This is a genomic window from Comamonas sp. A7-5 (genome assembly GCF_039581385.1).
Classification (GTDB): domain Bacteria; phylum Pseudomonadota; class Gammaproteobacteria; order Burkholderiales; family Burkholderiaceae_C; genus Comamonas; species Comamonas thiooxydans.
Genome location: NZ_JBCPWO010000002.1, coordinates 440962 through 465998 on the forward strand (window position 1 = coordinate 440962; position 25037 = coordinate 465998).

The 25037-nt window shown below is 63.0% G+C and carries 24 protein-coding genes; 14 read left to right on the plus strand and 10 right to left on the minus strand.

The genetic code is table 11. The features are described from left to right. Positions 1-44: 44 nt before the first annotated feature. Positions 45-1469 (minus strand): methyl-accepting chemotaxis protein, encoded by a 1425-nt coding sequence (locus AAIL67_RS04980; protein WP_034378577.1) that lies wholly within the window; start codon positions 1467-1469, stop codon positions 45-47. Between the two features lie 169 nt (positions 1470-1638). Here AAIL67_RS04980 and AAIL67_RS04985 point away from each other — a divergent pair, with 169 nt between their 5' ends. The 9 genes from AAIL67_RS04985 to AAIL67_RS05025 all read left to right on the plus strand — a co-directional run bounded on the left by AAIL67_RS04985 (position 1639) and on the right by AAIL67_RS05025 (position 10860). After that, entirely contained in the window at positions 1639-2460 is an 822-nt protein-coding gene (locus AAIL67_RS04985; protein WP_343483496.1) for a TatD family hydrolase, read from the plus strand. 100 nt (positions 2461-2560) lie between these two features. Further along, positions 2561-3097, plus strand: coding sequence for a DNA-deoxyinosine glycosylase (locus AAIL67_RS04990; protein ID WP_343483497.1), 537 nt, complete (start codon positions 2561-2563; stop codon positions 3095-3097). A gap of 15 nt (positions 3098-3112) precedes the next feature. Next, positions 3113-3976 (plus strand): hypothetical protein, encoded by an 864-nt coding sequence (locus AAIL67_RS04995; RefSeq protein ID WP_063661729.1) that lies wholly within the window; start codon positions 3113-3115, stop codon positions 3974-3976. A gap of 67 nt (positions 3977-4043) precedes the next feature. Then, on the plus strand, positions 4044-4406 hold the full coding sequence (locus AAIL67_RS05000) for a FlxA-like family protein (RefSeq protein ID WP_343483498.1): 363 nt from the start codon (positions 4044-4046) through the stop codon (positions 4404-4406). 106 nt (positions 4407-4512) lie between these two features. Beyond that, on the plus strand, positions 4513-6315 hold the full coding sequence (locus AAIL67_RS05005; RefSeq protein WP_034356460.1) for a GspE/PulE family protein: 1803 nt from the start codon (positions 4513-4515) through the stop codon (positions 6313-6315). A gap of 191 nt (positions 6316-6506) precedes the next feature. Next, a complete protein-coding gene (locus tag AAIL67_RS05010) occupies positions 6507-6995 on the plus strand; it encodes a tripartite tricarboxylate transporter TctB family protein (protein WP_003066123.1) in 489 nt (162 codons plus the stop codon). A gap of 15 nt (positions 6996-7010) precedes the next feature. Next, positions 7011-8522 carry a tripartite tricarboxylate transporter permease gene (locus AAIL67_RS05015; protein WP_003066124.1) on the plus strand — a complete coding sequence of 504 codons (1512 nt, stop codon included), beginning with the start codon at positions 7011-7013 and terminating at the stop codon, positions 8520-8522. 126 nt (positions 8523-8648) lie between these two features. Next, a complete protein-coding gene (locus AAIL67_RS05020; protein WP_034378581.1) occupies positions 8649-9956 on the plus strand; it encodes a DUF3422 domain-containing protein in 1308 nt (435 codons plus the stop codon). A gap of 106 nt (positions 9957-10062) precedes the next feature. Continuing rightward, positions 10063-10860 carry an SDR family oxidoreductase gene (locus tag AAIL67_RS05025; protein WP_034378582.1) on the plus strand — a complete coding sequence of 266 codons (798 nt, stop codon included), beginning with the start codon at positions 10063-10065 and terminating at the stop codon, positions 10858-10860. Positions 10861-10927: 67 nt separating this feature from the next. On the opposite strand, the gene AAIL67_RS05030 is transcribed toward AAIL67_RS05025, so the two are convergent. Further along, positions 10928-11827, minus strand: coding sequence for a DMT family transporter (locus AAIL67_RS05030; protein WP_045838399.1), 900 nt, complete (start codon positions 11825-11827; stop codon positions 10928-10930). Positions 11828-11976: 149 nt separating this feature from the next. Here AAIL67_RS05030 and AAIL67_RS05035 point away from each other — a divergent pair, with 149 nt between their 5' ends. Next, a complete protein-coding gene (locus tag AAIL67_RS05035) occupies positions 11977-12792 on the plus strand; it encodes a DUF4743 domain-containing protein (protein WP_045838398.1) in 816 nt (271 codons plus the stop codon). Between the two features lie 13 nt (positions 12793-12805). Here the strand turns inward: AAIL67_RS05035 and AAIL67_RS05040 are convergent, their stop codons facing one another. Continuing rightward, positions 12806-14470 (minus strand): Na/Pi cotransporter family protein, encoded by a 1665-nt coding sequence (locus tag AAIL67_RS05040; RefSeq protein ID WP_034356476.1) that lies wholly within the window; start codon positions 14468-14470, stop codon positions 12806-12808. A 295-nt stretch (positions 14471-14765) separates the two neighbouring features. Between AAIL67_RS05040 and AAIL67_RS05045 the strand changes: the two genes are divergently transcribed. Further along, entirely contained in the window at positions 14766-15053 is a 288-nt protein-coding gene (locus tag AAIL67_RS05045; protein ID WP_063661722.1) for a hypothetical protein, read from the plus strand. Positions 15054-15119: 66 nt separating this feature from the next. Here AAIL67_RS05045 and lspA read toward each other — a convergent pair whose 3' ends face one another. The 3 genes from lspA to AAIL67_RS05060 all read right to left on the minus strand — a co-directional run bounded on the left by lspA (position 15120) and on the right by AAIL67_RS05060 (position 19775). Beyond that, positions 15120-15635 carry a signal peptidase II gene (gene lspA, locus AAIL67_RS05050; protein WP_063661720.1) on the minus strand — a complete coding sequence of 172 codons (516 nt, stop codon included), beginning with the start codon at positions 15633-15635 and terminating at the stop codon, positions 15120-15122. Positions 15636-15752: 117 nt separating this feature from the next. After that, the gene (gene ileS / locus AAIL67_RS05055; RefSeq protein ID WP_343483499.1) at positions 15753-18608 is read right to left on the minus strand and encodes an isoleucine--tRNA ligase; all 2856 of its coding nucleotides are present in this window, start codon (positions 18606-18608) and stop codon (positions 15753-15755) included. Positions 18609-18713: 105 nt separating this feature from the next. Beyond that, complete coding sequence (locus AAIL67_RS05060; RefSeq protein WP_034356484.1) at positions 18714-19775, minus strand: bifunctional riboflavin kinase/FAD synthetase; 1062 nt, start codon at positions 19773-19775, stop codon at positions 18714-18716. A 182-nt stretch (positions 19776-19957) separates the two neighbouring features. Between AAIL67_RS05060 and AAIL67_RS05065 the strand changes: the two genes are divergently transcribed. After that, positions 19958-20515 carry an HNH endonuclease gene (locus tag AAIL67_RS05065; protein ID WP_003066139.1) on the plus strand — a complete coding sequence of 186 codons (558 nt, stop codon included), beginning with the start codon at positions 19958-19960 and terminating at the stop codon, positions 20513-20515. Positions 20516-20573: 58 nt separating this feature from the next. Here the strand turns inward: AAIL67_RS05065 and AAIL67_RS05070 are convergent, their stop codons facing one another. Genes AAIL67_RS05070 through AAIL67_RS05085 form a run of 4 tightly spaced genes read right to left on the minus strand, consistent with a single transcriptional unit; the run spans position 20574 to position 23345 of the window. Then, positions 20574-21062, minus strand: a complete 489-nt coding sequence (locus AAIL67_RS05070) for a nucleoside deaminase (protein WP_343483500.1) — start codon at positions 21060-21062, stop codon at positions 20574-20576. Positions 21063-21086: 24 nt separating this feature from the next. Further along, positions 21087-21422, minus strand: a complete 336-nt coding sequence (gene uraH, locus AAIL67_RS05075; RefSeq protein ID WP_343483501.1) for a hydroxyisourate hydrolase — start codon at positions 21420-21422, stop codon at positions 21087-21089. 43 nt (positions 21423-21465) lie between these two features. Then, complete coding sequence (locus AAIL67_RS05080; RefSeq protein ID WP_343483502.1) at positions 21466-21993, minus strand: hydroxyisourate hydrolase; 528 nt, start codon at positions 21991-21993, stop codon at positions 21466-21468. Positions 21994-22007: 14 nt separating this feature from the next. After that, a complete protein-coding gene (locus tag AAIL67_RS05085; protein ID WP_343483503.1) occupies positions 22008-23345 on the minus strand; it encodes an MFS transporter in 1338 nt (445 codons plus the stop codon). A gap of 130 nt (positions 23346-23475) precedes the next feature. On the opposite strand from AAIL67_RS05085, the gene AAIL67_RS05090 reads away from it, so the two are divergent. Next, on the plus strand, positions 23476-24408 hold the full coding sequence (locus AAIL67_RS05090) for a LysR family transcriptional regulator (protein ID WP_343483504.1): 933 nt from the start codon (positions 23476-23478) through the stop codon (positions 24406-24408). A gap of 68 nt (positions 24409-24476) precedes the next feature. Then, positions 24477-25028 carry a 2-oxo-4-hydroxy-4-carboxy-5-ureidoimidazoline decarboxylase gene (uraD, locus tag AAIL67_RS05095; protein WP_343483505.1) on the plus strand — a complete coding sequence of 184 codons (552 nt, stop codon included), beginning with the start codon at positions 24477-24479 and terminating at the stop codon, positions 25026-25028. The last annotated feature ends 9 nt before the right edge of the window (positions 25029-25037 follow it).

The window sequence follows — 25037 nt, forward strand, 5'->3', positions numbered from 1 at the left end:
GCGCCGGGCCTTTTTCATGAAGTGCCTGGGGCGCTTTTCCTGTTTCAATAAGCGCCGACTGCCGCGTTCCGGATGGCGATCGTGGCCTGCTCGCGGGCCGAAGCCTGCAGCGGCACGGCAGGGCGCGGCTTGACCGAGCCTGGATTGGCCGAAACATCCTGCGCCGTCAGATCGTCGGTGACCTCGCGCAGCCTGGCGGACTGGGCCAGCGAGGTCTGCACCACCTCGCCCATGATCTGCGTGACCTGGCGCGAGGAGTTCACGATCTCGGCCATGGTGGTGCCGGCCTCGCGCACCTGGTTCACCCCCTGGGTGACCTGGGTGACGGAGGTCTGGATCAGCTGCTTGATCTCCTTGGCGGCTTCGGCGCTGTGCTGGGCCAGCTGGCGCACCTCATTGGCCACCACGGCAAAGCCGCGCCCCTGGTCGCCGGCGCGGGCCGCTTCCACGGCGGCGTTGAGCGCCAGCAGATTGGTCTGGAAGGCGATGGAGTCCATCATGCCGATGATGTCGCTGATCTTGCGCGAGCTGGCGCTGATGGATTCCATGGTGGTCACCACATCCTGCACGGTGCGGCCGCCGGCCTCGGCCACGCTGCAGGCGTCCTGGGCCAGCTCGTTGGCCTGGCGCGCATGGTTGGCGCTTTCGGTCAGACCTTCCACCGTGGCACGCAGGGTTTGGGCTGCGGTCACGCGGCGCGTGATGTTGGTAGCGAACTTGACAACCTTGAAGGGGCGGCCTTCGGCGTCGAGTATGGGGTTGTAGCTGGCTTCGATCCAGACCTGGCGACCGGCCTTGCCTATGCGCAGGTACTGGCCGGCATCATGATGGCCCAGGGCCAGCTTGTGCCAGAAATGCTGATAGGCCGGGGACTGGCGCTCGTGCGGCTGGACGAACATGCTGTGGTGCCTGCCCACGACTTCGGCGAGGGAGTAGCCCATGGTCTGCAGGAACAGATCGTTGGCCGTGAGGATGTTGCCGTTCAGATCGAACTCGATGATGGCCTGTACCTTGGCAATGGCCTGGAGCTGGCCGCGGGCATCGTCTTCGTGCTGCTGCTGCTCGGTGATGTCGGTGGCGTACTTGATGACTTTGCGCGGCTGGCCCTGGCTGTCGAAGATCGGGTTGTAGCTGGCCTGCAGCCACACGTCCTCGCCCTGGCTGTTGATGCGGCGGTAGCGTCCGCTGTCGTGCAGACCCGCTGCCAGGCGCTGCCAGAACTGGGCGTACTCGACAGAGCCGCGGGTTTCCTCATCGACGAACATGCGGTGATGCTGGCCGATGATCTGTTCGGGGCTATAGCCCATGGTGCGCAGAAAGTTGTCATTGGCCGTCAGCACATGACCTTGCAGATCGAATTCGATCACGGCCTGCACCTGATCCAGCGCGGCCAGCTTGCCCTGCATGTCGGCGCGCTGATGACTTTGGCTCAGGCGTTGCCAGAGCGTGCTTTGCAGAAGTCCCGTCATAACTTGCTCCTTTGGCCGGTCGCGCAGGGTAGGGGGTAAAGTTGCTTAATGTTTTATTTGTTTCAATATGTGAATCGTAGGACAAGGCAGGAAACTGTCTGTAGTCACTTGACGTGTCATCGGCCGAGGCCGGGCTGCGCAAGCAGCCCAGCCGATGCATGATGTGTGGATGCCAACCTGGATAGATACTCATTGCCATCTGGATGCGCCCGAGTTCGCACCTGACAGAGATGCCGTGCGCGCCGCTGCGCAGGCCGCAGGCGTCACGCATCTGGTCATTCCTGCCGTACAGCGCAGCCACTGGCAGGATGTGATTGCGCTTGCCCATCGCCATGGCGACAGCTATGCGCTGGGCATTCATCCGCTCTACACGCCCGGCGCGCAGGAGTCCGATATCGCGGCGCTGCGCGAGCTGCTGCATCAGCAGCGCGGCGACCCGCAACTGGTGGCGGTGGGCGAAATCGGTCTCGACTTTTTTGTCCCCGGACTGGACGAGCAGCGCCAGATCTGGTTCTACGAGCAGCAGATCCGGCTGGCACGTGAATTCGAGCTGCCCGTCATCCTGCATGTGCGCAAGAGCAGCGATCGTCTGCTCAAGACCTTGCGTCAGCACAGGGTTGTGGGTGGCATTGCCCATGCGTTCAACGGCAGCGCCCAGCAGGCGCAGGCCTTCATCGATATGGGCTTCAAGCTGGGCTTTGGCGGTGCCATCACCTATGAGCGCGCGCTCAAGCTGCGTGAGCTGGCGGCCAGCTTGCCGCTGGAGGCGCTGGTTCTGGAAACCGATGCTCCCGATATTCCGCCGCACTGGCTCTACACCACGGCTGAACAGCGTGCGGCCGGCCAGCCCCAGGGGCGCAACAGCTCCGCCGAGCTGCCGCGCATTGCGGCGGAGATCGCGCGGCTGCGCGGCATGGACATTGAGCAGCTGGCGCAGGTCTGCACGGCCAATGCACGTAAGGCGCTCAAAGGGCTGCCGGCACTGCCGTAGATGGGGCAGTAGCTATCCTTTGCAGGCAAAGAGGCTCATGCTCATCTTTTTGAATGTCAGCCCAAGATCCAGGATGATGATGGCTGGGCGACAATAGAGCATGACCGAGGATTCTTCTGCCACTCCAACAGAGACTGGCCTGCGCTGGCAGGGGCTGGCAGCCGTGGCCGATGAGCGCACGCGTGCGCTGGTTCTGGGCAGCTTTCCGGGCATGAAGTCGCTGCAGCAGGCCCAGTACTACGCCCATCCGCAAAACCAGTTCTGGCCGCTGCTGCAGGCCTTGTGGCCCCAGCTCCTGCAGCCGCCACGTAGTGATTACGCGGGCCGCTGCGAATGGCTGCTGGCACGCGGACTGGGTCTGTGGGATGTGTATGCGAGCTGCGAGCGCGAAGGCAGTCTGGATAGCTCCATTCGCGCTGCCCAGGTCAACGACTTTGCCGGACTGTGTCAGCGCTGCCCTGATCTGCAACTGGCGTTGCACAACGGCGGCGAGAGCTACAAGCATGCCCGTCAGACAGAGGCACTGGGGCTGATCGCCCTCAAGCTGCCATCCACCAGCCCGGCCAATGCCGGCTGGTCGTTCGATAGAAAACTGCAGGCCTGGCGCCATGCGCTGGCGGCCCATGGCCTGCTTTGAAGATTGGTGTGAAACGTGATCCGTAAAACCCGTGGCGGTGCCAAATCCGCGCAAGACAAGAATGTGGCCAGCGTGCAGGAGCTGCCCGAAGTCAGCGTCTCCGACGACGGCGATATCCGCTATCTGCATCTGGGCACGCCCTGGGTCCAGGGCTCCATGCGTATTCGCGATCCTTTTGATATCGACCTGGAGTATGTGCAGCGCATGATGGGCTGGCTGCTGTTTGCCGAGCCTGCCGAAGTGCCCGGGATGCATGCCATGCAACTGGGTCTGGGAGCGGCCGCCATCACCAAGTTCTGTCACAAGAAGCTGCGCATGAAGACCACGGCGGTCGAGCTGAACCCTCAGGTCCTGGCCGTGTGCCGCAGCTGGTTCAAGCTGCCGCCTGACAGCAGCACGCTGCAGGTGGTGCTGGCCGATGCAGCCCAGGAAATCAAAAAGCCCGAATGGCAGGGCACGGTCGATGCACTGGCAGTCGACCTCTATGACCATGAGGCTGCGGCTCCCGTGCTCGACAGCGCAGAGTTCTATGCCGATTGCCGCAATCTTCTGACCGAGGACGGCATCATGACCGTCAACCTCTTTGGTCGCTCCTCAAGCTTTGACAAAAGCCTGGATCAGATGGCCCAGGCCTTTGGCGAGGACGCGCTCTGGGCTTTTCGGCCCACGCGCGAAGGCAATACCGTGGTGCTGGCCCAGCGCACGCCGCGCGTGCTTCAGGGCGCGGAGCTGGATCTGGCCTGTGACCAGGTGCAGGCCCGTTGGGACCTGAACACCACCCGCTGGGCCAAGGTATTTGTGCCTGCACGCGATGCAGAGGCAGGCAGCAAGACGGCCAAAGCCAAAGTCAGCCGCATCGGACGGGGCGCTGCCGTGTAATTGCAAAGCCTGAGTAAAGTGATTGTGTCGGCATTGATGGTGGTGGTTTTCTGCCGATGATGTGGACATGACGATCAGTGCCATCTCCTCCAGTTCTGCCGGTTCAGTCACTTCGGGGAGCGGCATTGCATCGCGTATCCAGCAGTTGCAAAAGCAGATCAAGGATGCCACCAACGAACTCAAGGAAGTTGCCAACAGCGACGCTGATGCCAAAACCAAGGAGCAGCAGGCGCAACTGCTGCAGACCAAGATCCAGATGTTGCAGGCCCAGATAGAGGCATTGCAGAACCAGCAGGCACAGCAAGCCCAGCAGGCTGCCCAGCGCGGGACCGAGGCAGTCCAGCAAAAGCAGGATGAGCAGATGCAGAGCAGAAGTCGCGACAATCCGGGCCAGGGCGGCCTGGGCGGACTGCTGGACGAATATGCCTGAGCTGCATCAGAGATGAATGCCATCGTTCGCCTGCTTTGTATCGTCCTAGTCAGAAGCGCGGGCCGATGGCGGTACAGTCAAGGCAGTTTTATTGCCACTGCCGCCCATGTCATTGACTGAATCCCTTCTGCCACAGTCCATCAAGCCTGCTCAATACCAGGGACCGCTGGACTGGCGCAAGCTGGTGCAATGGTTGCAGGAAGACGCTGTGATCACGGCGCAGGAGGCCGAGCGCACGATTGCGCGCTGCTCGGCCGCAGAGAGCGCGCAACTGCCGCTGGTGCGGCTTGCCAATGTAGGTGTTGTCGGCGCCCAGACGCGTCAGCCGCTGGATCTGGAGACCCTGACCCAGTATCTGGCACAGCGCAGCGGTCTGGCCTATCTGCGCATCGATCCGCTGCGTGTGGATGTGGGCCGCGTGGGTGAGGTCATGAGCGCCAGCTATGCCGAGCGCCACAAGGTACTGCCCGTGCAGGTGACCGCCAAGGAGGTGGTGATTGCCACGGCCGAGCCCTTCATCAGCGACTGGGTGAGCGAGGTGGAGCGGCAGGCACGCCGCAGCGTGCGCTGCGTGGTGGCCAATCCGCAGGATATCAAGCGCTATACGGCAGAGTTCTTCGCCCTGGCCAAGTCCGTGCGTGCGGCAGAGAAAGCCGGTGGAGCGACCGGCGGCGCCAGTTTTGAACAGCTGGTGGAGCTGGGCAAAAGCAACAAGCAGCTCGATGCCAACGACCAGGGCGTGGTGCGCGTGGTGGACTGGCTGTGGCAGTATGCCTTCGACCAGCGGGCCAGCGACATTCATCTGGAGCCCAGGCGCGAGCAGGGCGTGATCCGCTTTCGCATCGACGGCGTGCTGCATCCGGTCTACCAGATGCCCATGGGCGTGCTGAATGCCATGGTGGCGCGCGTCAAGTTGCTGGGGCGCATGGATGTGGTGGAAAAGCGCCGGCCGCTGGATGGCCGCATCAAGACGCGCAACCCGCGCGGCGAGGAAGTGGAAATGCGCTTGTCCACCTTGCCCACGGCTTTTGGCGAGAAGATGGTGATGCGCATCTTCGACCCGGAGAACACGGTCAAGAACCTGGATGCGCTGGGCTTCAGTGCCCATGACGCGCAGCGCTGGGAAGACCTGGTCAAGCGCCCGCACGGCATCATCCTGGTCACCGGCCCCACGGGCTCGGGCAAGACCACCACGCTGTACTCCACGCTCAAGCGTGTGGCGACCGAGGAGGTCAATGTCAGCACGGTGGAAGACCCCATCGAAATGATCGAGCCCAGCTTCAATCAGACCCAGGTTCAACCCCAGCTCGACTTCGGCTTCACCGAAGGCCTGCGTGCGCTGATGCGTCAGGACCCGGACATCATCATGGTGGGCGAGATTCGCGATCTGGCCACTGCCGAGATGGCGGTGCAGGCTGCACTGACCGGCCACCTGGTCTTCTCCACGCTGCATACCAATGATGCCCCCAGCGCCGTCAGCCGCCTGATGGAGCTGGGCGTGCCCTCCTATCTGATCAACGCCACCTTGCTGGGCGTGCTGGCCCAGCGTCTGGTGCGTACGCTGTGCTCCAGCTGCAAGGTGCGCGATGAAGACGCAAAGCCCGAGGATCTGGCCGAATCGGTCAAGCCCTGGAAACTGACCGGCAGTTACCAGCCCTACAAGCCCGTGGGTTGTGAGGACTGCCGCATGACAGGCTACCGCGGCCGCATGGGTCTGTACGAGTTGCTGATGGTGACCGAGGCCCTCAAGAAGCAGATTCACGATGCCCCGTCCATGGACGTTCTGCGCCGTCAGGCCGTGCAGGACGGCATGCGCCCTCTGCGCCTGGCCGGGGCTTTGCGCGTTGCCGAGGGCGTGACCACCTTGCCCGAGGTGCTGGCCTGCACGCCGCTGATGAGCGAAATCTGAAAGTTCGGGTGCTAGTGCTTGCTTCTTGGTTGGTGTAGCAAGTGCAGGCCGGCATTGGCCTGGGTTGAATGCGGTAAATGTGTACAAAGCGTCGGCATTAGGGTATGCCCTCTGTAGGTGGAATCCACATCAATTTGGCATTTCTATGAAACGAGAATCGCCAAGTCGTGATTTCCGTAAGGAGACGTTTTGTGAAAATCAAGAGCCAAAAAGACTTTTTCTCCGGTCTGATGTTCTTGGCCGTCGGTCTCGCATTTGCGATCGGCGCGTCCAACTACACCATTGGCACCGGCGCCCGTATGGGGCCAGGTTACTTCCCTCTGATCCTGGGTGTGCTCATGGCCATCCTGGGTGCAGCCATCTGCGTCGGCGGCCTGACCAAGGGCCCCGAAGGTGGTGACAAGATCGGCAAGTGGGCCTGGAGGCAGGTGTTCTTCATCCTGGCAGCCAACTTTGCCTTCGGCATCTTGTTGGTGGGCGTGCCTGCTGTGGGTATCCCTCAGTTCGGTCTGATCATCGCTATCTATGCGCTGGTCTTCATCGCCAGCCTGGGCGGTCATAGTTTCAACTTCAAGGAAACAGCAATCCTGGCCACCGTGCTGGCAGTGGGTAGCTATTTCGCTTTCGTGTGGGCGCTGAATCTGCAGTTCCCCGTGTGGCCTAGCTTCATTGCAGGCTAATCAGGAGCATCGTCCATGGATCTGATTCAGAACTTGTCGACGGGTTTTGGCGTGGCTTTCACGTTCCAGAACCTGATCTACTGCTTTGTGGGCTGTTTGCTCGGTACGCTGATCGGCGTGCTGCCCGGCATTGGCCCCGTGGCGACCATCGCCATGCTGCTGCCCGCCACTTACGCTCTGCCTCCCGTGGCGGCGCTGATCATGCTGGCCGGTATCTACTACGGCGCCCAGTACGGTGGCTCCACCACTGCCATTTTGGTGAACCTGCCAGGTGAATCCTCGTCGGTGGTGACCGTGATCGACGGCTACCAGATGGCGCGAAAAGGTCGAGCAGGCCCTGCGCTGGCAGCGGCCGGTATCGGCTCCTTCTTCGCAGGCTGCGTGGGCACCGTCATCCTGGCTGCCTTCGCTCCACCCCTGACCGAAGTGGCTTTCAAGTTCGGCCCCGCTGAATACTTCTCGCTGATGACCCTGGGTCTGATCGGTGCCGTGGTGCTGGCTTCCGGTTCGCTGCTCAAGGCGATCGCCATGATCGTGCTGGGTCTGCTGCTGGGCATGGTCGGTACCGACGTGAACTCCGGTGTGGCTCGTTACAGCTTCGACATTCCTGAACTGACCGACGGCATCGACTTCGTCGTGATCGCCATGGGTGTGTTCGGCTACGGCGAAATCATTGCCAACCTGTCCAAGCCCGACGACGAGCGTGAAGTGTTCGCTGCCAAGGTGACGGGTCTGCTGCCCACAAGCGAAGACTTCAAGCGCATGCTGCCAGCCATGCTGCGCGGTACGGCTCTGGGTTCGGCCCTGGGTATCTTGCCCGGTGGCGGTGCCATGCTGTCGGCCTTCGCTGCCTACACCATCGAAAAGAAGACCAAGCTGAAGCCCGGCGAAGTTCCTTTCGGTCAAGGCAATATCCGTGGTGTGTGCGCTCCTGAATCCGCCAACAACGCCGGCTCTCAGACATCGTTCATTCCTCTGCTGACCCTGGGTATTCCTCCCAACGCCGTGATGGCGCTGATGGTGGGTGCCATGACTATCCACAACATCCAGCCCGGTCCTCAGGTGATGACCAGCAACCCCGAACTGTTCTGGGGTCTGATCGCCTCCATGTGGATTGGCAACCTGATGCTGATCATCTTGAACCTGCCGCTGATCGGCGTCTGGATCAAGCTGCTGACCGTGCCTTATCGCTGGCTGTTCCCGTCCATCGTGCTGTTCTGCGCGATCGGCGTGTACGGTACCAACAACAACGTCTGGGACGTGTGGATGGTCGGTATCTTCGGCTTCATCGGCTATGTGTTCCACAAGCTGGGTACCGAACCTGCTCCTTTGCTGCTGGGCTTCATCCTGGGCCCGATGATGGAAGAAAACCTGCGTCGAGCCCTGCTGCTGTCGCGTGGTGACTGGTCCGTGTTCGTGACGCGTCCCATCTCCGCCTGCCTGCTGGCTGCCGCCGTGGTGCTGCTGGTGATCGTGCTGATGCCTGCAGTGAAGAACAAGCGTGAAGAAGCTTTCGTGGAAGACTGATCGTCAACCTGATCGCTGATCATCGTTAAAGCGGCCCTTCTGGGGCCGCTTTTTTTATATGAGGACCTTTGTTTCGGGGACTATGGATTAGGGCGGCAAAATAGCTGCAGTTATTCGAAAGATTGCATGGCCTTGTCTTTATTGCCCGCGCAGCACCCTCAGCGGGTCTTGCTGCACAACGAAATTCATGCCCGTCCTGCGGAAATCATGCAGGCCCCTCTGGCCATCACGCATATCGTGATGCTCACCGATGCGGCACAGCGTGAAGCCAGCCGCGAGCATGTGGCGGCCCTGCTGCGCAACCACCATCGCCCTCTGCCCGATGCGGCAACCACCCATGTGCTGATCGACCTGGGGGCATTTCGCCTGCGTTGGGAGCAGCACACCGAGTTCGTGGCCTGGACCTTCACCACGCCCATGGCCCAAGCCGGCGTGGCCGATGTGCGCGAGCCCGAGACAGCCATCGACGCCGTTCCGCGCGACTGGCTGGCAACCCTGCCAGGGCAGTGCCTGAGCAGCCTGCACCTGTGGGCGCTGAACGAGCAGGATGTGGACCCGCAGTATCTGATGCGTCATATGTTGCAGGCCGATACCCTGGTCGGCTCGCGCGTCTCCGGCGGTGCGGGGGCCATCTATACCGACTTTGCGATTCACCCCGATGGTTTCTCGCGAATGTTGCTGCTTGCGGGCGCCGATCTGTCTCCGCGCCGCCTGGGCCGTCTGGTGCAGCGTGTGCTGGAGATCGAAACCTATCGCATGGCGGCGTTGCTGGGTTTGCCAGCCGCACGCAAGGCAGCAGCCGTGCTGGCCACGGCCGAGCGTGAACTGGCCGAGCTGGCCAATGCCATCCGCGCTGCCGACCGCGACACCGAACCGGCGCTGCTGGACCGACTGACCCGCTTGGCCGGGCAGGTGGAGAGCGAATATGCGGCCACGCATTCGCGCTTTTCGGCCAGTTCCGCCTATTTCGAGCTGGTAGATAGGCGTATTCAGGAAATTCAGGAGACGCGGGTGGATGGCATTCAGACCATCCGTGAATTCATGGACCGGCGACTTACACCTGCGCGTGCCACCTGCGAATGGGCGACACGCCGCCAGAATGCGCTGTCCGAGCGAGTATCCCGTGTCAGCAGTCTGTTGCGCACGCGTGTCGAGATCGAGCAGCAGCAAAGCAGCCAGCAGCTGCTGGGCACGATGAACGACCGCCAGGGCACCCAACTCAAGTTGCAGTCCACGGTGGAAGGCCTGTCGGTCGCGGCCATCACCTACTACATCACCGGCCTGATCAGCTATCTGGCCAAGGGCGGGCAGAAGCTGGGCTGGCCCTGGTCGCCCGAGTCGACGGCGGCCGTGGCCATTCCGGTTGTGGCACTGGGCGTCTGGTGGTCGCTGCGCAGGCTGCACCACAAGCTGTTTCATGGTCGCAGTCATTGAGCATGACATTGGATGCCAGCGCTTTCTGATAAAGCTCTAGCAGTTATTGATTTTGATAGCGTCGGGCAGTTTGTCCGGCTTGGAAACTGTGTGAAAGGACACTGACATGGACTTTGGTATCGCCGGGCGCTGGGCTCTGGTCTGCGGCGCCAGCAAGGGGCTGGGTTTTGGCTGCGCCAAGGCTCTGGCCGAAGAGGGAGTGAATCTGGTCATCAACGCCAGAAACGCCGAGGCATTGCAGCTGGCCGTGCAGAAGCTGCAAGCCATTGCTCCTCAGATCAAGGTCATCGGTGTCGCTGCAGACATCACCACGCCAGAAGGCCGCGCGGCAGTGTTCGAAGCCGCCGGCGGCCCGGGCAAGGACTACGACATCGTCGTGACCAACGCCGGTGGCCCGCCTCCTGGCGACTTCCGTACCTGGGATCGTGAGGCCTGGATCAAGGCGGTGGACGCCAATATGCTGACCCCTATCGAGCTGATCAAGGCTACGGTGGATGGCATGGCCGAGCGCGGCTTCGGTCGCATCGTCAACATCACCTCGAGCGCGGTGAAGGCGCCCATCGACATCCTGGGCCTGTCCAACGGCGCGCGCAGCGGTCTGACGGGCTTTGTGGCTGGTCTGGCGCGTTCGGGCATTGCCGCCAAGGGCGTGACCATCAACAGCATACTGCCCGGCAAGTTCGACACCGACCGTCTGGTGGCAACCCATCAGGCGGCGGCCAACAAGACCGGTCAGGACCTGGATGCCGTGCGCCAGGCCCAGGCTGCCCAGATCCCCGCCAAGCGCTTTGGTACGGCCGAAGAGTTCGGCGCCATCTGTGCCTTCCTGTGCAGCCGCCAGGCCGGCTATATGACGGGCCAGAACATCCTGCCCGACGGCGGCCTGTATCCCGGCACTTACTGATCCGTGATCGAGTGCTGAAACGACAAAAGCCCCGCAATGCGGGGCTTTTGTCTGGGTGGGCAGCCGTTTATTTGCGGGATGACACGACGATGCCGGTCACGATCAGCGCAAACGCAAGCGCGTGGTAGAGGTGCGGGGTTTCGCCGAGCACGGGAATCGACAGCAGGGCCGTGAACAGCGGAATCAGATTGCCGAAAAAGCCCGCAATGGCGGGCGTGGAGCGCTGCACGCCCATGCCCCAGAAGCGGTAGGCCAGAATGGCCGGGCCCACGGCGATGAACAGCAGGCTGCCCAGCAGCGGCCAGCCCGGCACCAGGCGGAACTCGCCCAGCAAGGCTTCGCCGCCCGTGAAAAGGCCGGACCAGAGCAGGCCGAAAACGATCTGTGCGAGCAGAAAGCTGGCCCAGTGCGACTTCACTTCCTGGGGGCCGGTGCTGCGCGACAGCAGCCAGGTGTAGAAGGCCCAGGCAATCGTCGCCAGCACCATGAACAGGTCGCCGGGCACAAAGCGCAGAGCAAGCAGCGTCTGCCAATCGCCGCGCGACATTACCACCGCCACACCCAGCACGGACAGCAGGGCGCCGCCCATCTGCCGGCGGCTGACACGAATACCCCAGCATAGCCGACCTATGGCCAGCATCCACACCGGCATGCTGGAGCTCACCAGCGTCACATTCAGCGGGGTCGAGGTCTTGAGTGCCAAGTACAGCAATGCGTTGTAGCAGCCTATGCCCAGCAGCCCCAGCAGCATGTACTGCCGCCACAGCGGCCAGATCGGACTGTCCTTGCGCAGCACCCGCCATGCCAGCGGCAGCAGCAGCACAAAGGCGATGCACCAGCGCAGGAAGTTGAGTGCAAAGGGCGAGATCAGATCGTGAGCGAGGCGGCCCACGATGGCATTGCCGGCCCACAGTGCCGGAGCCAGGCTGAGCATGGCGACCGTGGTGGGTTTCAGGGGGGAATTCATGGGTTGTCACTGTAACGCGCGGCAACTGGCCTCCGGATCTTCAGCGCGGTGTGGCAGCGGCTGTTGCCGGCAAACTGGCGACCATCAATAGTGATGCAAGCCTTCCCGTTTTGCGAAGCTGAGCACAATGCAGGCCAGGGAGATTTTTCATGAAGCAGCAAACCACGTCGCTCCAGCAGCAATGGCTGCAGTCACAGCAGGCCATGGCCAGCAGGCAGCCTCTGCGCCCGCGCCAGCCGCTGTGCATCGATGATCAACAGGTCGGCAGTATCGAGGAAGATTTTGCGCGCAAGCTGGGGCCCGACCTGCTGGCAGCGCACGGAATAGCGCTGAGGCTGCTGGCCGGGCAATGGCGCCTGGAAGGCCGGGGCGGGGCGACGGACAATCTGAATCGGCTGGCACAGGCCATGCGCAGCGCCGGTCTTGCCGGTGCCTGGCGCAACGAACAACTGGCGGTCTGCAATGCCGATGGTCGGCAACTGGCCACCGTCGAGCGCGGTGCTGTGCGGCCGCTGGGCATTGCCACCAGAGCCGTGCATCTGGTGGGCGTTTGCGCGGATGGCTCGATCTGGGTGCAGCAGCGCTCGGAGGACAAGGCCAACAACCCCGGCATGTGGGATACCTTGATGGGCGGCATGGTCTCGGCGGCAGATGGTCTGGCCGAGGCGCTGGCGCGTGAAACCTGGGAGGAGGCCGGTCTGCATGTGGCAGAACTCGGCGAGCTTCGGCACGGCGGAAATGTGATGTTCGCCAGACCCAGCGACGAAGCAGAGGGACAGGGTTATATGGTCGAGCGCATAGACTGGTTTTCGGCCCTGGTGCCCGATGCGCTGCAGCCTGTGAATCAGGATGGCGAGGTACAGCGTTTCGAGCGGCTGGAGCGGACCGAGGTCCAGGGCTGGATGCTGCAGGGGCGTTTCACCCCCGAGGCCTCCCTGGTGCTTGCCGCCTACATGGGCTGGTAGGGCGGCAGAGCAGCTAGCGCTGGTTCTCCAGTGCGGTGGACTTGAGCCGGCTGGGTGCCAGGGCTCCGGCCTGCTCGAGAATCGGGTAGGCCACCGAGCACAGCAGCGAGTTGATGCGCTTGAGGTCGCTGATCATGTCGATATGCAGGGAGCTGGTCTCTATGCTTGAGACCGTGTGCTGGGACAGGCGCTCCAGGTGGGTGGCCGAGTAGGCCAGCTCCAGATCGCGAAAGCGCGCTTTTTCCTCAAGCAGCTTTTGCGCCTCGCGCACATTGCCGTTGAGGAAGACGCTCATGGCCAGGCGCAGATTGTCCAGCAGATGCTGGGTCAGCTCGTGAATTTCCTGTTTTCCGGCAGCCGAGAACTGGCGGCCCTTCTTGATCTTCTTGTCTTCCAGATCCAGCAGCACGCGCTCGATGATGTCGCCGATCTGCTCCATATTGATGGTGAAGCTGATGATTTCCGTCCAGCGCTGACCTTCGCGTTCGTCGAGTTCGGCGCGCGAGATCTTGGTCATGTAGTACTTGATGGCCGAGTACAGATCGTCCACCGTGCCTTCCAGGTGACGCACTTCCTCGGAGAGCTTGGCATCGTCGGTTTCAGCCACTTTTTGCAGGCCGATCAGCATGGACTCAATCACGTCGGCCTGATGCAATGACTCGCGCACGGCACAGGTTATGGCCAGTGAAGGGGTGGACAGGGCCGAGGGGTCCAGGTGGCGTGGGCGCAGCAGCTTGGCCGCACTTTCTTCCTCGGGCTTGGGCAGCAAGGCGGTCACCCAGTGGGCCACGAGCTGGGTCAGGCCGATGAAGCACAGGCTGTTGAAGACATTGAACGCCAGATGGAACATCACCACGTTCTGGCCGGCGCTGGGCAGATAAGGCTGGGCGTACTGCGACCACAGCCCGATAAAGGGCGCGACGATGGCCACGCCCATGATCTTGAACAGCAGATTGCCTATGGTGACCTGGCGCTCCTCTACCGCCGATTTGGCGGTGGTGAGCGCCGCGACCAGACCGCTGCCCAGATTGGCGCCCAGGGTCAGGCCCAGAGCCACATCCAGCGGAATGGCGCCGGAGCTGGCCATGGCCGCAATCAGCAGCACCACGGCCAGGCTGGAGTAGGCCAGCACGGCCAGTACCGCGCCCAGCAGCAATTCCATGAACAGATCGCTGCTGACCGAGGCCAGCAGGGTGCGCACGGCAGGGGCCTGCAGCAGGGGCTCGGTGGCTTCCACCACCAGGCGCAGGGCCAGCAGCATCAGGCCCAGGCCGATGAGCACGCGGCCGATACGACCGGGCTTGGAGTCCTTGCGCGAGATATAGAGCACCACGCCGACAAAGATGAACAGCGGCGACAGCCAGGAAAGGTCGGTGGAGAACAGCACGGCCATCAGAGCCGTTCCGACATCGGCACCGCGCATCACGGCCAGGGCCGAGGGCAGGGTGATCAGACCCTGGCCTACAAAGGACGAGGTCATCAGCGAGGTGGCCGTACTTGATTGCACCAGGGCCGTGACGCCCATGCCGGAAAGCGCTGCCGAGAAACGGTTGCTCATGCTGCGGGCGAGAATATTGCGCAGGTTTGCGCCGAAGACCTGCAGAACGCCGGTGCGAACCATCTGAGAGCCCCAGATCAACAGGGCAATGGCTGCTAAAAGATTCAATAAATGCTTCATGTTCTGCCCGCGAAGGAGCGACCTAATATACCCCTGAGTGAGGTCGGTCTGCCCGGATGCCTCACTCTTCACGCACAAATAAGTGCGGAATAAGGAACACAATAGAACAAAAACGAATTATTCGAAACATCGTTTCTACGGATGAGATTTCAGAGCTGACCGAGTTTCCCGTATATCTGTATTGCGTTCGACGCTATTAAAAAGGTGGGTTCATGATTCCTGCCATGTCCGGTGCTGCTGCAGTGAGCTTTCTTTTGATGTTGCTGGCAGCCATGGCGGCTGTGGGCTGTGGCATTTGCGGCGCGGCAAGCCCAGGCGGCCGCTGCGCATCTGGCAATGGGTGGTGGCGGTATTGCTGTCCATCTCCACGCTGCTCGGGCCGGCGCAGATTGCATGGATCGATCAGCGGCAGGCGCAGCAGATGGCCGAGCAGGAACTGCTGACGCACATCACGCTGGTTCAGTCCGTGGTCCGGGGCGGCATCACCTTGTCTGCGGGCAGCCATATTCAGCGCGATATGCCTGAAGGTGCTGCCGAGCCCGCCTATGAGCCGGCCGAATCCGGCCGGAGCGGGGCGGAATGAGCAAGGCCCGCTGTCTGCTAGAGAGACAGCGGGCCTTGGGCCTTGCCGATGGAAAGCGGCTGGCGCTTACACGCTCTGGTTCTTGGCGCGTTTTGCGCGCAAGAACTCATCCAGGATCAGCAGTATGGCGCCTAGCGTGATGCCCATATCGGCCACGTTGAAGGCCGGGAAATGGCTGCTGCCCCAGTAGAAGTCCAGAAAGTCCACCACATAGCCGTGCTGCAGGCGGTCCACCACATTGCCGATGGCTCCGCCCAGAATGCTGGACAGCGACAGGCAGAACATCTTCTCGCCGGGATGCTTGCGCAGCTGCCAGACGATGAGCACGGTGGCAATTGCGCCTATGGCCACGAACAGCCAGCGCTGCCAGCCGCTGCCGCCCGCGAGGAAGGAGAAGGCAGCGCCCGTGTTGTGCGCGCGCACGATGTTGAAGAAGCCGGTGATGGGAGTCCAGTCCCCATACTGGTAGTGACTCAGAATCATCTGCTTGGTGACCTGATCCACGCCGATGATGACAAGCGCCCACAGCAGCCAGGGCCAGATACGGCCAAGGCCTGCGGAGGAGGTCTGGGTGTTGCTCATGGCAGCTCTTTGCTAAGGTTCTTTGATAGCGGTTAGCACTTGATTCAAAAGGATTTCAGCATTATTCAATGCTGAAAATGGCTGCCAGCATGCGCTGGCAGCTCACTTTCTGATGGATCAAGCCTTGGTGCGGACTTCGCCCGTGCCGTGCAGATTGCTGTCGCAGCGGCCGCAGATCGAGGGGTGCTCGGGGTTCACGCCCACGTCTTCGCGGTAGTGCCAGCAGCGCTCGCACTTGGCGTGCTCGCTGGCCTTCACGGTGGTGGTCAGGGCATCGCCGGCCACGGCAGTCGCTGCCGAGGTGATGAAGACGAACTTCAGATCGTCCTTGAGGCTTTGCAGCAGGGCCAGGTCCTCGGGCTCGGCCGTGAGCGTGACTTCGGCCTGCAGGGACGAGCCCACGGCGCCAGTGGTGCGCACCACTTCGATGTCCTTGTTGACCAGGTTGCGGATCTCGCACAGGCGCGTCCACTTGGCCAGCAGGCCTTCGTCGCCGGCGGGCAGCTCGGTGAACTTCTCCAGGAAGATGGATTCGCTGTGGCCCACGATCTTCCAGGCTTCCTCGGCCGTGAAGGACAGGAAGGGCGACATCCAGCGCAGCAGCGCCTGGGTGATCTGGTAGAGCGCGGTCTGGGCCGAGCGGCGTGCCAGGCTCTTGGGGGCGCTGGTGTAGAGGCGGTCCTTGAGCACGTCCAGGTAGAAGCCGCCCAGGTCTTCGGAGCAGAACAGCTGGATCTTGGCGACGACGGGGTGGAACTCGTAGACCTTGTAGTGGGCCAGGATTTCCTGCTGCAGCTGGGCCGAGCGGGCCAGCGCGAACTGGTCGATCTCCAGCATCTCGCCGTAGGCCACGGCATCCTTGCTCGCATCGAAGTCGCTGGTGTTGGCCAGCAGGAAGCGCAGCGTGTTGCGGATGCGGCGATAGGCGTCCACCACGCGGGCCAGGATCTTGTCGTCAATCCCCAGGTCGCCCGAGTAGTCGGTCGAGGCCACCCACAGGCGGATGATTTCCGCGCCCATCTTGCTGGACACGTCCTGCGGGGCCACGGTGTTGCCCAGCGACTTGGACATCTTCTTGCCCTGGCCGTCCACGGTGAAGCCGTGGGTCAGCAGGCCGCGGTAGGGCGCGCGGCCGAAGATGGCCGACGCCAGCAGCAGCGAGCTGTGGAACCAGCCGCGATGCTGGTCGTGGCCTTCCAGGTACAGGTCGGCCTCGGGGCCCTTGTCGTGGTGGTGCTCGGGATGGGTGCCGCGCAGCACATGCCAGAAGGTGGAGCCCGAGTCGAACCAGACTTCCAGAATGTCGGTGCTCTTGGTGTAGTGCTTGGCTTCCTCGGCGCCCAGGATGTCTTCGGTGCTGACGCGGCTCCAGGCCTCGATGCCGCCTTGCTCGATCATGGCCGCTGCCTGATCGATGATCTCCATGGTGCGCGGGTGCAGGGCGCCCGTGTCCACATGCAGGAAGAAGGGGATGGGCACGCCCCACGAGCGCTGGCGCGAGATGCACCAGTCGGGACGGCCGGCGATCATCGCGCGCAGGCGGTCCTGACCGTTTTGCGGGTAGAAGTTGGTTTGCTCGATGGCGTCCAGCGCGATCTGGCGCAGGGTCTTCTCGGGCTTTTGCGCGGGATCGGTGAACACGCCTTCGCCTTCGTCCATGCGGATGAACCACTGGGCGGCGGCGCGGTAGATGACGGGCGTCTTGTGGCGCCAGCAGTGCGGATAGCTGTGGCTGATGGTGGTGGTGTCCATCAGGCGGCCCGCGACCTTCAGGGCGTCGAGGATGACGGGCACGGCCTTCCAGATATGCTGGCCGCCGAACATGGGCAGATCGGCTGCGTACACGCCGTTGCCCTGCACGGGGTTCAGGATCTGCTTGTAGTCCATGCCGTTGGACATGCAGCTGTTGAAGTCGTCCACGCCATAGGCAGGGGCCGAGTGCACGATGCCGGTACCGTCGTCGGCGGTGGCGTATTCGGCCAGGTAGACGGGCGAGATGCGGTCAAAGCCCTTGTCCACATGGGCCAGAGGGTGCTTGAAGGGCATGTGGTCGAGCTTCTCGCCCTTGGCGGTGGCGAGTACGCGGCCTTCGAGCTTCCAGCGGGCCAGGCATTTCTCGACCAGAGCGGAGGCCACGATCAGCAGGCCGCGCTCGGTCTCCACCAGGCTGTATTCCAGGTCAGGGTTGACGTTGAGCGCCTGGTTGGCAGGGATGGTCCAGGCTGTCGTCGTCCAGATGACGATGAAGGCTTCCTTGTCGAGCTTGTCCAGGCCGAATGCTGCGGCCAGCTTGGCCGGCTCGGCAGCGGGGAACATCACGTCCAGGGTCTGACTTTGCTTGTCGGCGTATTCGATCTCGAACTCGGCCAGCGAGGAGGCGCAGTCAAAGCACCAGTACACGGGCTTGAGGCCGCGGTAGACAAAGCCACGCTCCATCACCTTCTTCAAGGCACGCAGCTCGGCGGCCTCGTTGGCGTAGTTCATGGTCTTGTAGGGGTGATCCCAGTCGCCGAGCACGCCCAGGCGCTTGAAGTCCACCATCTGCTGCTCGATCTGCTCGGCGGCAAAGGCGCGGCTCTTGGCCTGCATCTCGTCGCGCGGCAGATTGCGGCCATGCAGCTTCTCGATGGCATTCTCGATGGGCAGACCATGGCAGTCCCAGCCCGGTGCGTAGAGCGCGTCGAAGCCTTCGAGCTGGCGGCTCTTGACGATCATGTCCTTGAGGATCTTGTTCACCGCATGGCCGATGTGCAGCTTGCCGTTGGCGTAAGGAGGGCCGTCGTGCAGGATGAACTTGGGTGCGCCGCTGCGGGCGTCGCGCAGCTTCTTGTAGATGCCCTTGTCGTCCCATTCCTTGGCCCAGGCGGGCTCGCGCTTGGGCAGGTCGCCGCGCATGGGGAAAGGGGTGTCGGGCATGTTCAGCGTGGCGCGGTAAGCGGACGCTTCGGGCTTGTTGGACTTCGAATCAGACATGGGAAACCTTGAAGGCAATGCAATGCCCGGGCAGTTCTGCCTGGGCGTGAATGGTGAGGTGAGCGCCAGTGCGCTGCTGCGCCTGGGACGTGCGAGCAGCGAGCTTCAAATTCGGTCGCGCGTGGTCTGGCGACGGGTCTCTGTGTGCGACGAGGTGTGAGACGGTATGTGGGCCGAGGCGAAAAACGCGCGCGCGTCATCGCAGTCCTTGGCGATGCCGACCGTCAGGGCATCGAGACTGTCATACTTCAGCTCGTCGTGCAGTTTGTGCAGAAGTTCCACGCGGATGATTTTACCGTAGGCACCTTCTCCACCCAGTTGAGCGGGCCAATCGAAACAGTGGGTCTCCAGCAGCACCCGCCCGCCGTTGATGTCGTTGGGGTCCAGCGAGGGGCGCACGCCCAGGTTGGCCACGCCCTGCAGCGGTTGGTCCGTCAGCCCATGCACCAGCACGGCAAAAATGCCGCTGGCGGCAGGTTTCCAGTGGTCGAAACGCAGATTCAGCGTGCGAAAGCCGTCCTCGGCTCCGCTCATTGATTCGGCCAGCTTGCGGCCCAGCTTGCGGCCATGCACCACATGGCCCGAGATGCGGTAGGGGTGGCCCAGCAGCTTGGCGGCCTGCTGCATGTCGCCGGCGGCCAGGGCCTCGCGCACGGCCGTGCTGGAGACGCGCAGCCCATGGACTTCATAGCTGTTCATGCGGGCCACATCAAAGCCCAGGGCCTGGCCGGCGTTGTCCAGCATGGCGTAATCGCCGGCGCGCTTGGAGCCAAAGCGGAAGTCGTCGCCCACCAGCACGTATTTGGCGCCCAGGCCCGAGATCAGCACGTCCTGAATGAAGTCCTCGGGACTTTGGCTGGCCAAGGCCTGGTTGAAGGGCAGGATCACGACCTGATCGACGCCGCAGACCTCGAGCTGGCTGAGCTTGTCACGCAGCGTGCCCACGCGGGCCGGCGCCAGCTCAGGCTTGCCCAACTTCTTGGCAAAGTAGTCGCGCGGGTGCGGCTCGAAGGTCATGGCGCAGCTGGGAATGCCGCGCTGTGCCGCCTCGGCCTTGAGCAGGCCCAGCATGGCTTGATGTCCCCGGTGTACACCATCAAAATTGCCAATGGTCACAGCGCAGGCCGGAGCCAGGCCGGGATGATTGATACCGCGAAAAATCTTCATGGGCTGCTTTGTTATTTGTAGCAACTGGCGCCGATGCATGCGACACAAGCCGTCAATTTGACATAGTTTCAGAGTATATTGCTTCAAATCAGGCAGCTGTGCAGGCTGCACGATTGTGCGCAAAAGCGCCAAGACGCTTGTCCGTTTTCCGTGGTCGATGTTTGACTGTATGGAGGCTGGTTGTGAAAGTCTTGAAGCTGACAGCCCAGGGGCTGCCGCAGTCCTGGGTAACGCTGGAGCAGGCGGCGCTGCATTACGCAGCAGAAGATGTGCGCTGGGAAGCCGGTGTCGAAATCGCCTGCTTTCGCGGTGGCCACAATGCGGTGACCGGCAAGCAGTCAGTCATTCACATCAACTCCATCATCGGCACCAAGGGCATGCCGAACATCAACCCGCATGAGCTGCTGCCGGGTCTGACCAATGGCAAGCTCTTTGCTCGTGACCGCTGCGTCTGCGCCTATTGCGGGCGGCGCTTCCATGAGAGCGATCTCACGCGCGAGCACATTGTTCCCGTGAGCACCGGCGGGCAGCACAGCTGGATGAATCTGGTCACGGCCTGCCGCGCCTGCAACCACCGCAAGGGGGCCAGAACGCCGGAGCAGGCCCGCATGCCCTTGCTCTACACCCCCTACACGCCCACGCTGTGGGAGGACTTCATCCTGAGAAACCGCCGCATTCTGGCCGACCAGATGGAGTTTCTCGTGGCCCATGTGCCGCGTGGATCGCGCTGGCGCAGCTAGGGCATAAAAAAGCCCCGGGCTGACGCCGCGGGGCAGGAGCAAGAGGACAGAAACGCGTTCAGACGGTGGCGGAGACGGCTTTTTGCCAGGCCTCGTAGAGGTCTTCGCCCGTGTCGCGCACGCGCTGGCCGATTAGGGCCATCTCGCGCTGATCTTCGGGCTTGGCCAGTTCCACATAGCCGCGCGCGGCCGACAGGTCGTAGGGCTCGCCGTCTTCGTTGGAGTAGGCGAAATACACCTGCTTCACGCCGGCCAGCAGCATGGCCGTATAGCACATGGAGCAGGGGTAGCCGCTGGCATACATGACGGCCCCCGACAGATCGGTGCTGCCCTGGGCCTTGGCGCCCATGCGCAGAGCCTGCATCTCGGCGTGGGCCGAGGGGTCGCAGAGCTCGTCGACCTGGTTGACGGCGCGGGCAAGTACCTGGCCGTCCCTGACCAGCACGGCGCCGAAGGGCCAGGTGGGCTGCTGGCGGCCCTTGACATTGCCCATGGCCAGGCGTATGGACTCAAGCAGGTATTTGCCGCTGTCGTTTTCGTTGTTCATCGAGTCGTTCTCCTTGGTAAAAAATCAGCTGCCGCGGTAGGTGTTGAAGAACCACGGCGAACACAGCATGGGCACGTGGTAGTGCTGGGCCGCGTCGAAGATGGAAAAGCGCACCAGCACTTCTTCCGACAGCGCCGTGGGCTCCTTGAAATGCTCGCCTGTGTAAAAGCGCAGCTCGAAGTCCCCGGTGCGGGCCGCGGTGGCGGGCAGCATGGGGGCGTCGGTGCGGCCATCGGCATTGGTACGGGTGCTGTTCAGACGCTGCGCCGGGGTCTGCGCCACGTCGTAGAGTTCCACCCGCATGCCGGCTATGGGGCGACCGGTGGTGAGGTTGAGTACATGGGTGCTGATGCCTGCCATAGTGGTCTTTCGATGGGTTGCGATAGAACGCGGATATGCCGGCTCAGCTGCCGCGCGAATAGGTGTAGCTCCAGGGGCCGAACTGGATGGGCAGATGGATGCGCTCTGCCGTGTTCACGATCTGGAAGCGCACCGGCACCTTGGACAGAAAGGCCGGGCGCGGCAGCTTGGCGCCCTTGGCAGCAAAGTACTCGTCCACGTGCAGCAGCATTTCGTAGCGCCCGCTGCGGTAGCTGTCGTCGATCAGCAGCGGCTCGTCGGCCCGGCCGTTGGCGTTCACGACAAAGCTGCGTATCGGCACATAGGTTTCGCCGTCGAAGCGCGAAAAGTCGATGCGCAAGCCCGTGGCTGCAGAGCCATGGAAGGTGTCCACGGCATGCATGGTCAGGCGCGGGCTGACACCATGCAGCACGATGGGGCCGGTGGCCTGGGCCGGCGCTGCCGGGTGTGTGTCGGCGGCCAGCGCGCCGTGTGCGCCCGTCAGGGCCGAGGCGCCGAGCACGAGGCCCGAGAGTGCGAACTGTCGGCGCGACGGGGTCGGTGTGGGTGTGGGTGTGGGTGTGGGGTGCATGCGGGATGACTCCTTCAGGCGTTCTTGCGGCGCTGGATGCGGGCGACGAAGGCGATGGCGAGAACGGCTGCCAGGGCTTCCACGATGGCCACCAGGTACAGGCCCGGAGCGACCTTGCCGGTGGAGGCCTTGATCACGCCCATCAGATAGGGGGCACCGAAGCCGGCCAGATTGGCCACCGAGTTGATCAGCGCCACGCCCACTGCGGCAGCGCCGCCGCTGAGCAGCATATTGGGCATCTGCCAGAACACGGGGATCGCGCTCATGGTGCCCACCAGTGCCAGGACCATGGCCGTCAGCGCCACGAGCACGGGGATGCTGTCCATGCCCATGGTGACGGCCAGGGCCAGCATGCCCACGGCGCCCAGCAGGACCGAGCCCGCGAAGTGCCAGCGCACCTCGCCACGGTGGTCGGAATGGCGACCGTTGATGATCATGCCGGCCGCGCCGAGCAGATAGGCTGCACCGGCGATCCAGCCCACCTCCATGGGCGAGGTGAAGCCCGCTTCGCGGATCACGGTGGGAATCCAGAAGGTCAGCGTGGAGTTGGCGCACAGCAGGCAGAAGAACACGGCGATCAGCAGCCACACCATGGGGTTGCCGAACAGGGTGCGCCAGTCGCTGTGGCGCTCGCCCTGGGCCTTCTGGTCGATCTCGAGCTGCTGGCGCACGACGGCGCGGTCCGTGTCGGTGAGCCATCTGGCTTCCTCGGGGCGGTCGGTCATGTAGAAGTAGGCAAAGATGCCGGCCAGCACCGAGGGGATGCCTTCGATGATGAACAGCCACTGCCAGCCGTGCATGCCGTGTGCGCCTGCGGCCCAGGTCATGATGCCGCCGGCCAGAGGGCCGCCGATGACGCCGGCGATGGCCGAGGCCGACATGAAGGTTCCGAAGGCCTTGGCGCGGCGTTTGGACGGATACCAGTAGGTCAGGTAGAGGATGATGCCGGGGTAGAAGCCAGCCTCGAACACGCCCATCAGAAAGCGCAGGATGTAGAACTGGGTCGGTGTCGTCACCCAGGCCTGCAAGATGCAGATCAGCCCCCAGCCTATGGTGATGCGCATCACCGTCTTCTTGGCGCCTATCTTCTGCAGCAGCATGTTGGAGGGCACTTCGAACAGGAAGTAGCCGATGAAGAAGATGCCGGCGCCCAGGCCGTAGACGGCTTCGCTGAACTTCAGGTCGTCGAGCATCTGCAGCTTGGCGAAGCCGATGTTGACGCGGTCCAGCCAGGCCAGCACCCACAGCACGCCCAGAAAGGGCAGCAGGCGCCAGGAAATCTTGGAGTAGGTGGCGTCGACCTGATCGACGGACGCAGCAGTGCCGCTGATCGGCACATGGTGAGCACTCATGGCAAGTCCTTGTCTCGGAAATTTGTTGTTGGGTTTGCGGACACTTGCATGGTCGCGACTTGTGGCGATATGCGAAACTAAGCGCCTGCTATGAGCCGCATAGCAAAATGCATATCTCTAGGGAAAACACGTGTCTCGCAGCGAAGAACCGTTCGATACCTATTTGCTGCGCGTGCTGTGCACCCTGATCAGCGAAAAAAGCGTGTCGCGCGCGGCAATACGCCTCAATCAGTCACAGCCGGCCATCAGCGCGGCGCTGCGGCGATTGCGGGCCATCTTCAACGACCCGCTGCTGGTGCGCGACAAGAACCGCATGGTGCCGACGGCGCGTGCACTCCAGGTTGTGGAGCAGGCACGTGCGGCGCTGGGGCTGATCGACGGTTTGCTGAGCGTCGGCAAGGAATTTGTGGCCGAGACCACGCAACTGCGCTTCACCATCGCCATGCCCGACTATCTGGCACCGCCCTTCATGGCGCGTGTGGTCCAGCTCATGCGTGCGCAAGCACCGGGCGCGAGGCTGGTCCTGCTGCCGCTGGGCCAGAACTTCGACTACGAGCAGGCCCTGCAAAGCGGCGAGGTGGATATCGTCATCGGCAACTGGCCGAGCCCGCCCGAGCATTTGCACATGTCCACGCTGCTCGAGGACGAGGTGGTCTGCCTGCTCGACGAGAAGCATCCTCTGGCGCAGCCGGGTCGGCTTACGGCCGAGCACTATCTGCAGGCCGCGCATGTGGTGTTCACGCCTTACTCGCCCGATCAGCGCGGCGTGGTGGAGAGCAGTCTGGGCACTATGCGCGTGAGCCGTGACGGCCGCGTGCAATGCTCGCATTTCTCGCTGGCTCCGGACTTGCTGGCGGGCACCGATCTGCTGCTGACCACCAGCCGCCATTTCGCGGCCTATCACGCAAGGCGGCTGCCGCTGGCCATGGTGCCTCTGCCCATGGGCAACCGCGTCATGCGCTTCTACCAGCTCTGGCATTCGTCCCGGCATCGGGATGCCTCCCATATCTGGCTGCGCGCTCTGCTCAATCAGGCCTCGCAGGTGCTGACGGCATCGACGTAGCCGGCTGCTATACGGGCTATAACAAGCCAGCACTGTGAGGCGGGAAACGCGCTTCCTACACTGGCCCCATGACTAGCACCACTATCTCCTCCATCCCCACGCTCGACGAGCTCAACGTCATGACGCACGCAGACTTTGCGGCCGCGCTCGGCGAGGTTTTTGAATACGCCTCCTGGGTGGCCGAGGCAGCCGCGCAGCAGCGCCCCTTTGCCAGCCTGGACGCACTGCACCAGGCCATGCTGGCCGCCGTGCATGGCAGCCCACGTGAGCAGACCCTGCACTTTCTCTGTGGTCACCCCGAGCTGTCGGCCAGCGCCGTGCGCTCCGGCACGCTGACCGTTGACTCCCAGCAGGAGCAGCAAAGCGCGGGCCTGGGGGATCTGGCGCAGGAGCAGGGCGAGCGCCTGGCCGAGCTGAACCAGGCCTATCGCACGCGCCATGGCTTTCCCTTCATCGCCTGCGTGCGCCACTACACGCGCGCCGGCCTGTTTGCCGAACTGGCCTCGCGCACTGAGCGCGGCACCGAGCAGGAGTTTGCCGAAGCCCTGCGCCAGATCGGCTTCATCAGCCGCCTGCGCCTAGCGCAGCGCGTGAGTGCTGGCAGCCTGCAGGCCGCCTGAGCCCCTATC

Bases quoted from the DNA above. Each gene is read 5' to 3' on its own strand.
- AAIL67_RS04980 (WP_034378577.1), bottom strand. From the start codon at position 1,469: ATGACGGGACTTCTGCAAAGCACGCTCTGGCAACGCCTGAGCCAAAGT.
- AAIL67_RS04985 (WP_343483496.1), top strand. From the start codon at position 1,639: ATGCCAACCTGGATAGATACTCATTGCCATCTGGATGCGCCCGAGTTC.
- AAIL67_RS04990 (WP_343483497.1), top strand. From the start codon at position 2,561: ATGACCGAGGATTCTTCTGCCACTCCAACAGAGACTGGCCTGCGCTGG.
- AAIL67_RS05000 (WP_343483498.1), top strand. From the start codon at position 4,044: ATGACGATCAGTGCCATCTCCTCCAGTTCTGCCGGTTCAGTCACTTCG.
- AAIL67_RS05005 (WP_034356460.1), top strand. From the start codon at position 4,513: ATGTCATTGACTGAATCCCTTCTGCCACAGTCCATCAAGCCTGCTCAA.
- AAIL67_RS05015 (WP_003066124.1), top strand. From the start codon at position 7,011: ATGGATCTGATTCAGAACTTGTCGACGGGTTTTGGCGTGGCTTTCACG.
- AAIL67_RS05020 (WP_034378581.1), top strand. From the start codon at position 8,649: ATGGCCTTGTCTTTATTGCCCGCGCAGCACCCTCAGCGGGTCTTGCTG.
- AAIL67_RS05025 (WP_034378582.1), top strand. From the start codon at position 10,063: ATGGACTTTGGTATCGCCGGGCGCTGGGCTCTGGTCTGCGGCGCCAGC.
- AAIL67_RS05030 (WP_045838399.1), bottom strand. From the start codon at position 11,827: ATGAATTCCCCCCTGAAACCCACCACGGTCGCCATGCTCAGCCTGGCT.
- AAIL67_RS05035 (WP_045838398.1), top strand. From the start codon at position 11,977: ATGAAGCAGCAAACCACGTCGCTCCAGCAGCAATGGCTGCAGTCACAG.
- AAIL67_RS05040 (WP_034356476.1), bottom strand. From the start codon at position 14,470: ATGAAGCATTTATTGAATCTTTTAGCAGCCATTGCCCTGTTGATCTGG.
- lspA (WP_063661720.1), bottom strand. From the start codon at position 15,635: ATGAGCAACACCCAGACCTCCTCCGCAGGCCTTGGCCGTATCTGGCCC.
- ileS (WP_343483499.1), bottom strand. From the start codon at position 18,608: ATGTCTGATTCGAAGTCCAACAAGCCCGAAGCGTCCGCTTACCGCGCC.
- AAIL67_RS05060 (WP_034356484.1), bottom strand. From the start codon at position 19,775: ATGAAGATTTTTCGCGGTATCAATCATCCCGGCCTGGCTCCGGCCTGC.
- AAIL67_RS05070 (WP_343483500.1), bottom strand. From the start codon at position 21,062: ATGAACAACGAAAACGACAGCGGCAAATACCTGCTTGAGTCCATACGC.
- uraH (WP_343483501.1), bottom strand. From the start codon at position 21,422: ATGGCAGGCATCAGCACCCATGTACTCAACCTCACCACCGGTCGCCCC.
- AAIL67_RS05080 (WP_343483502.1), bottom strand. From the start codon at position 21,993: ATGCACCCCACACCCACACCCACACCCACACCGACCCCGTCGCGCCGA.
- AAIL67_RS05085 (WP_343483503.1), bottom strand. From the start codon at position 23,345: ATGAGTGCTCACCATGTGCCGATCAGCGGCACTGCTGCGTCCGTCGAT.
- uraD (WP_343483505.1), top strand. From the start codon at position 24,477: ATGACTAGCACCACTATCTCCTCCATCCCCACGCTCGACGAGCTCAAC.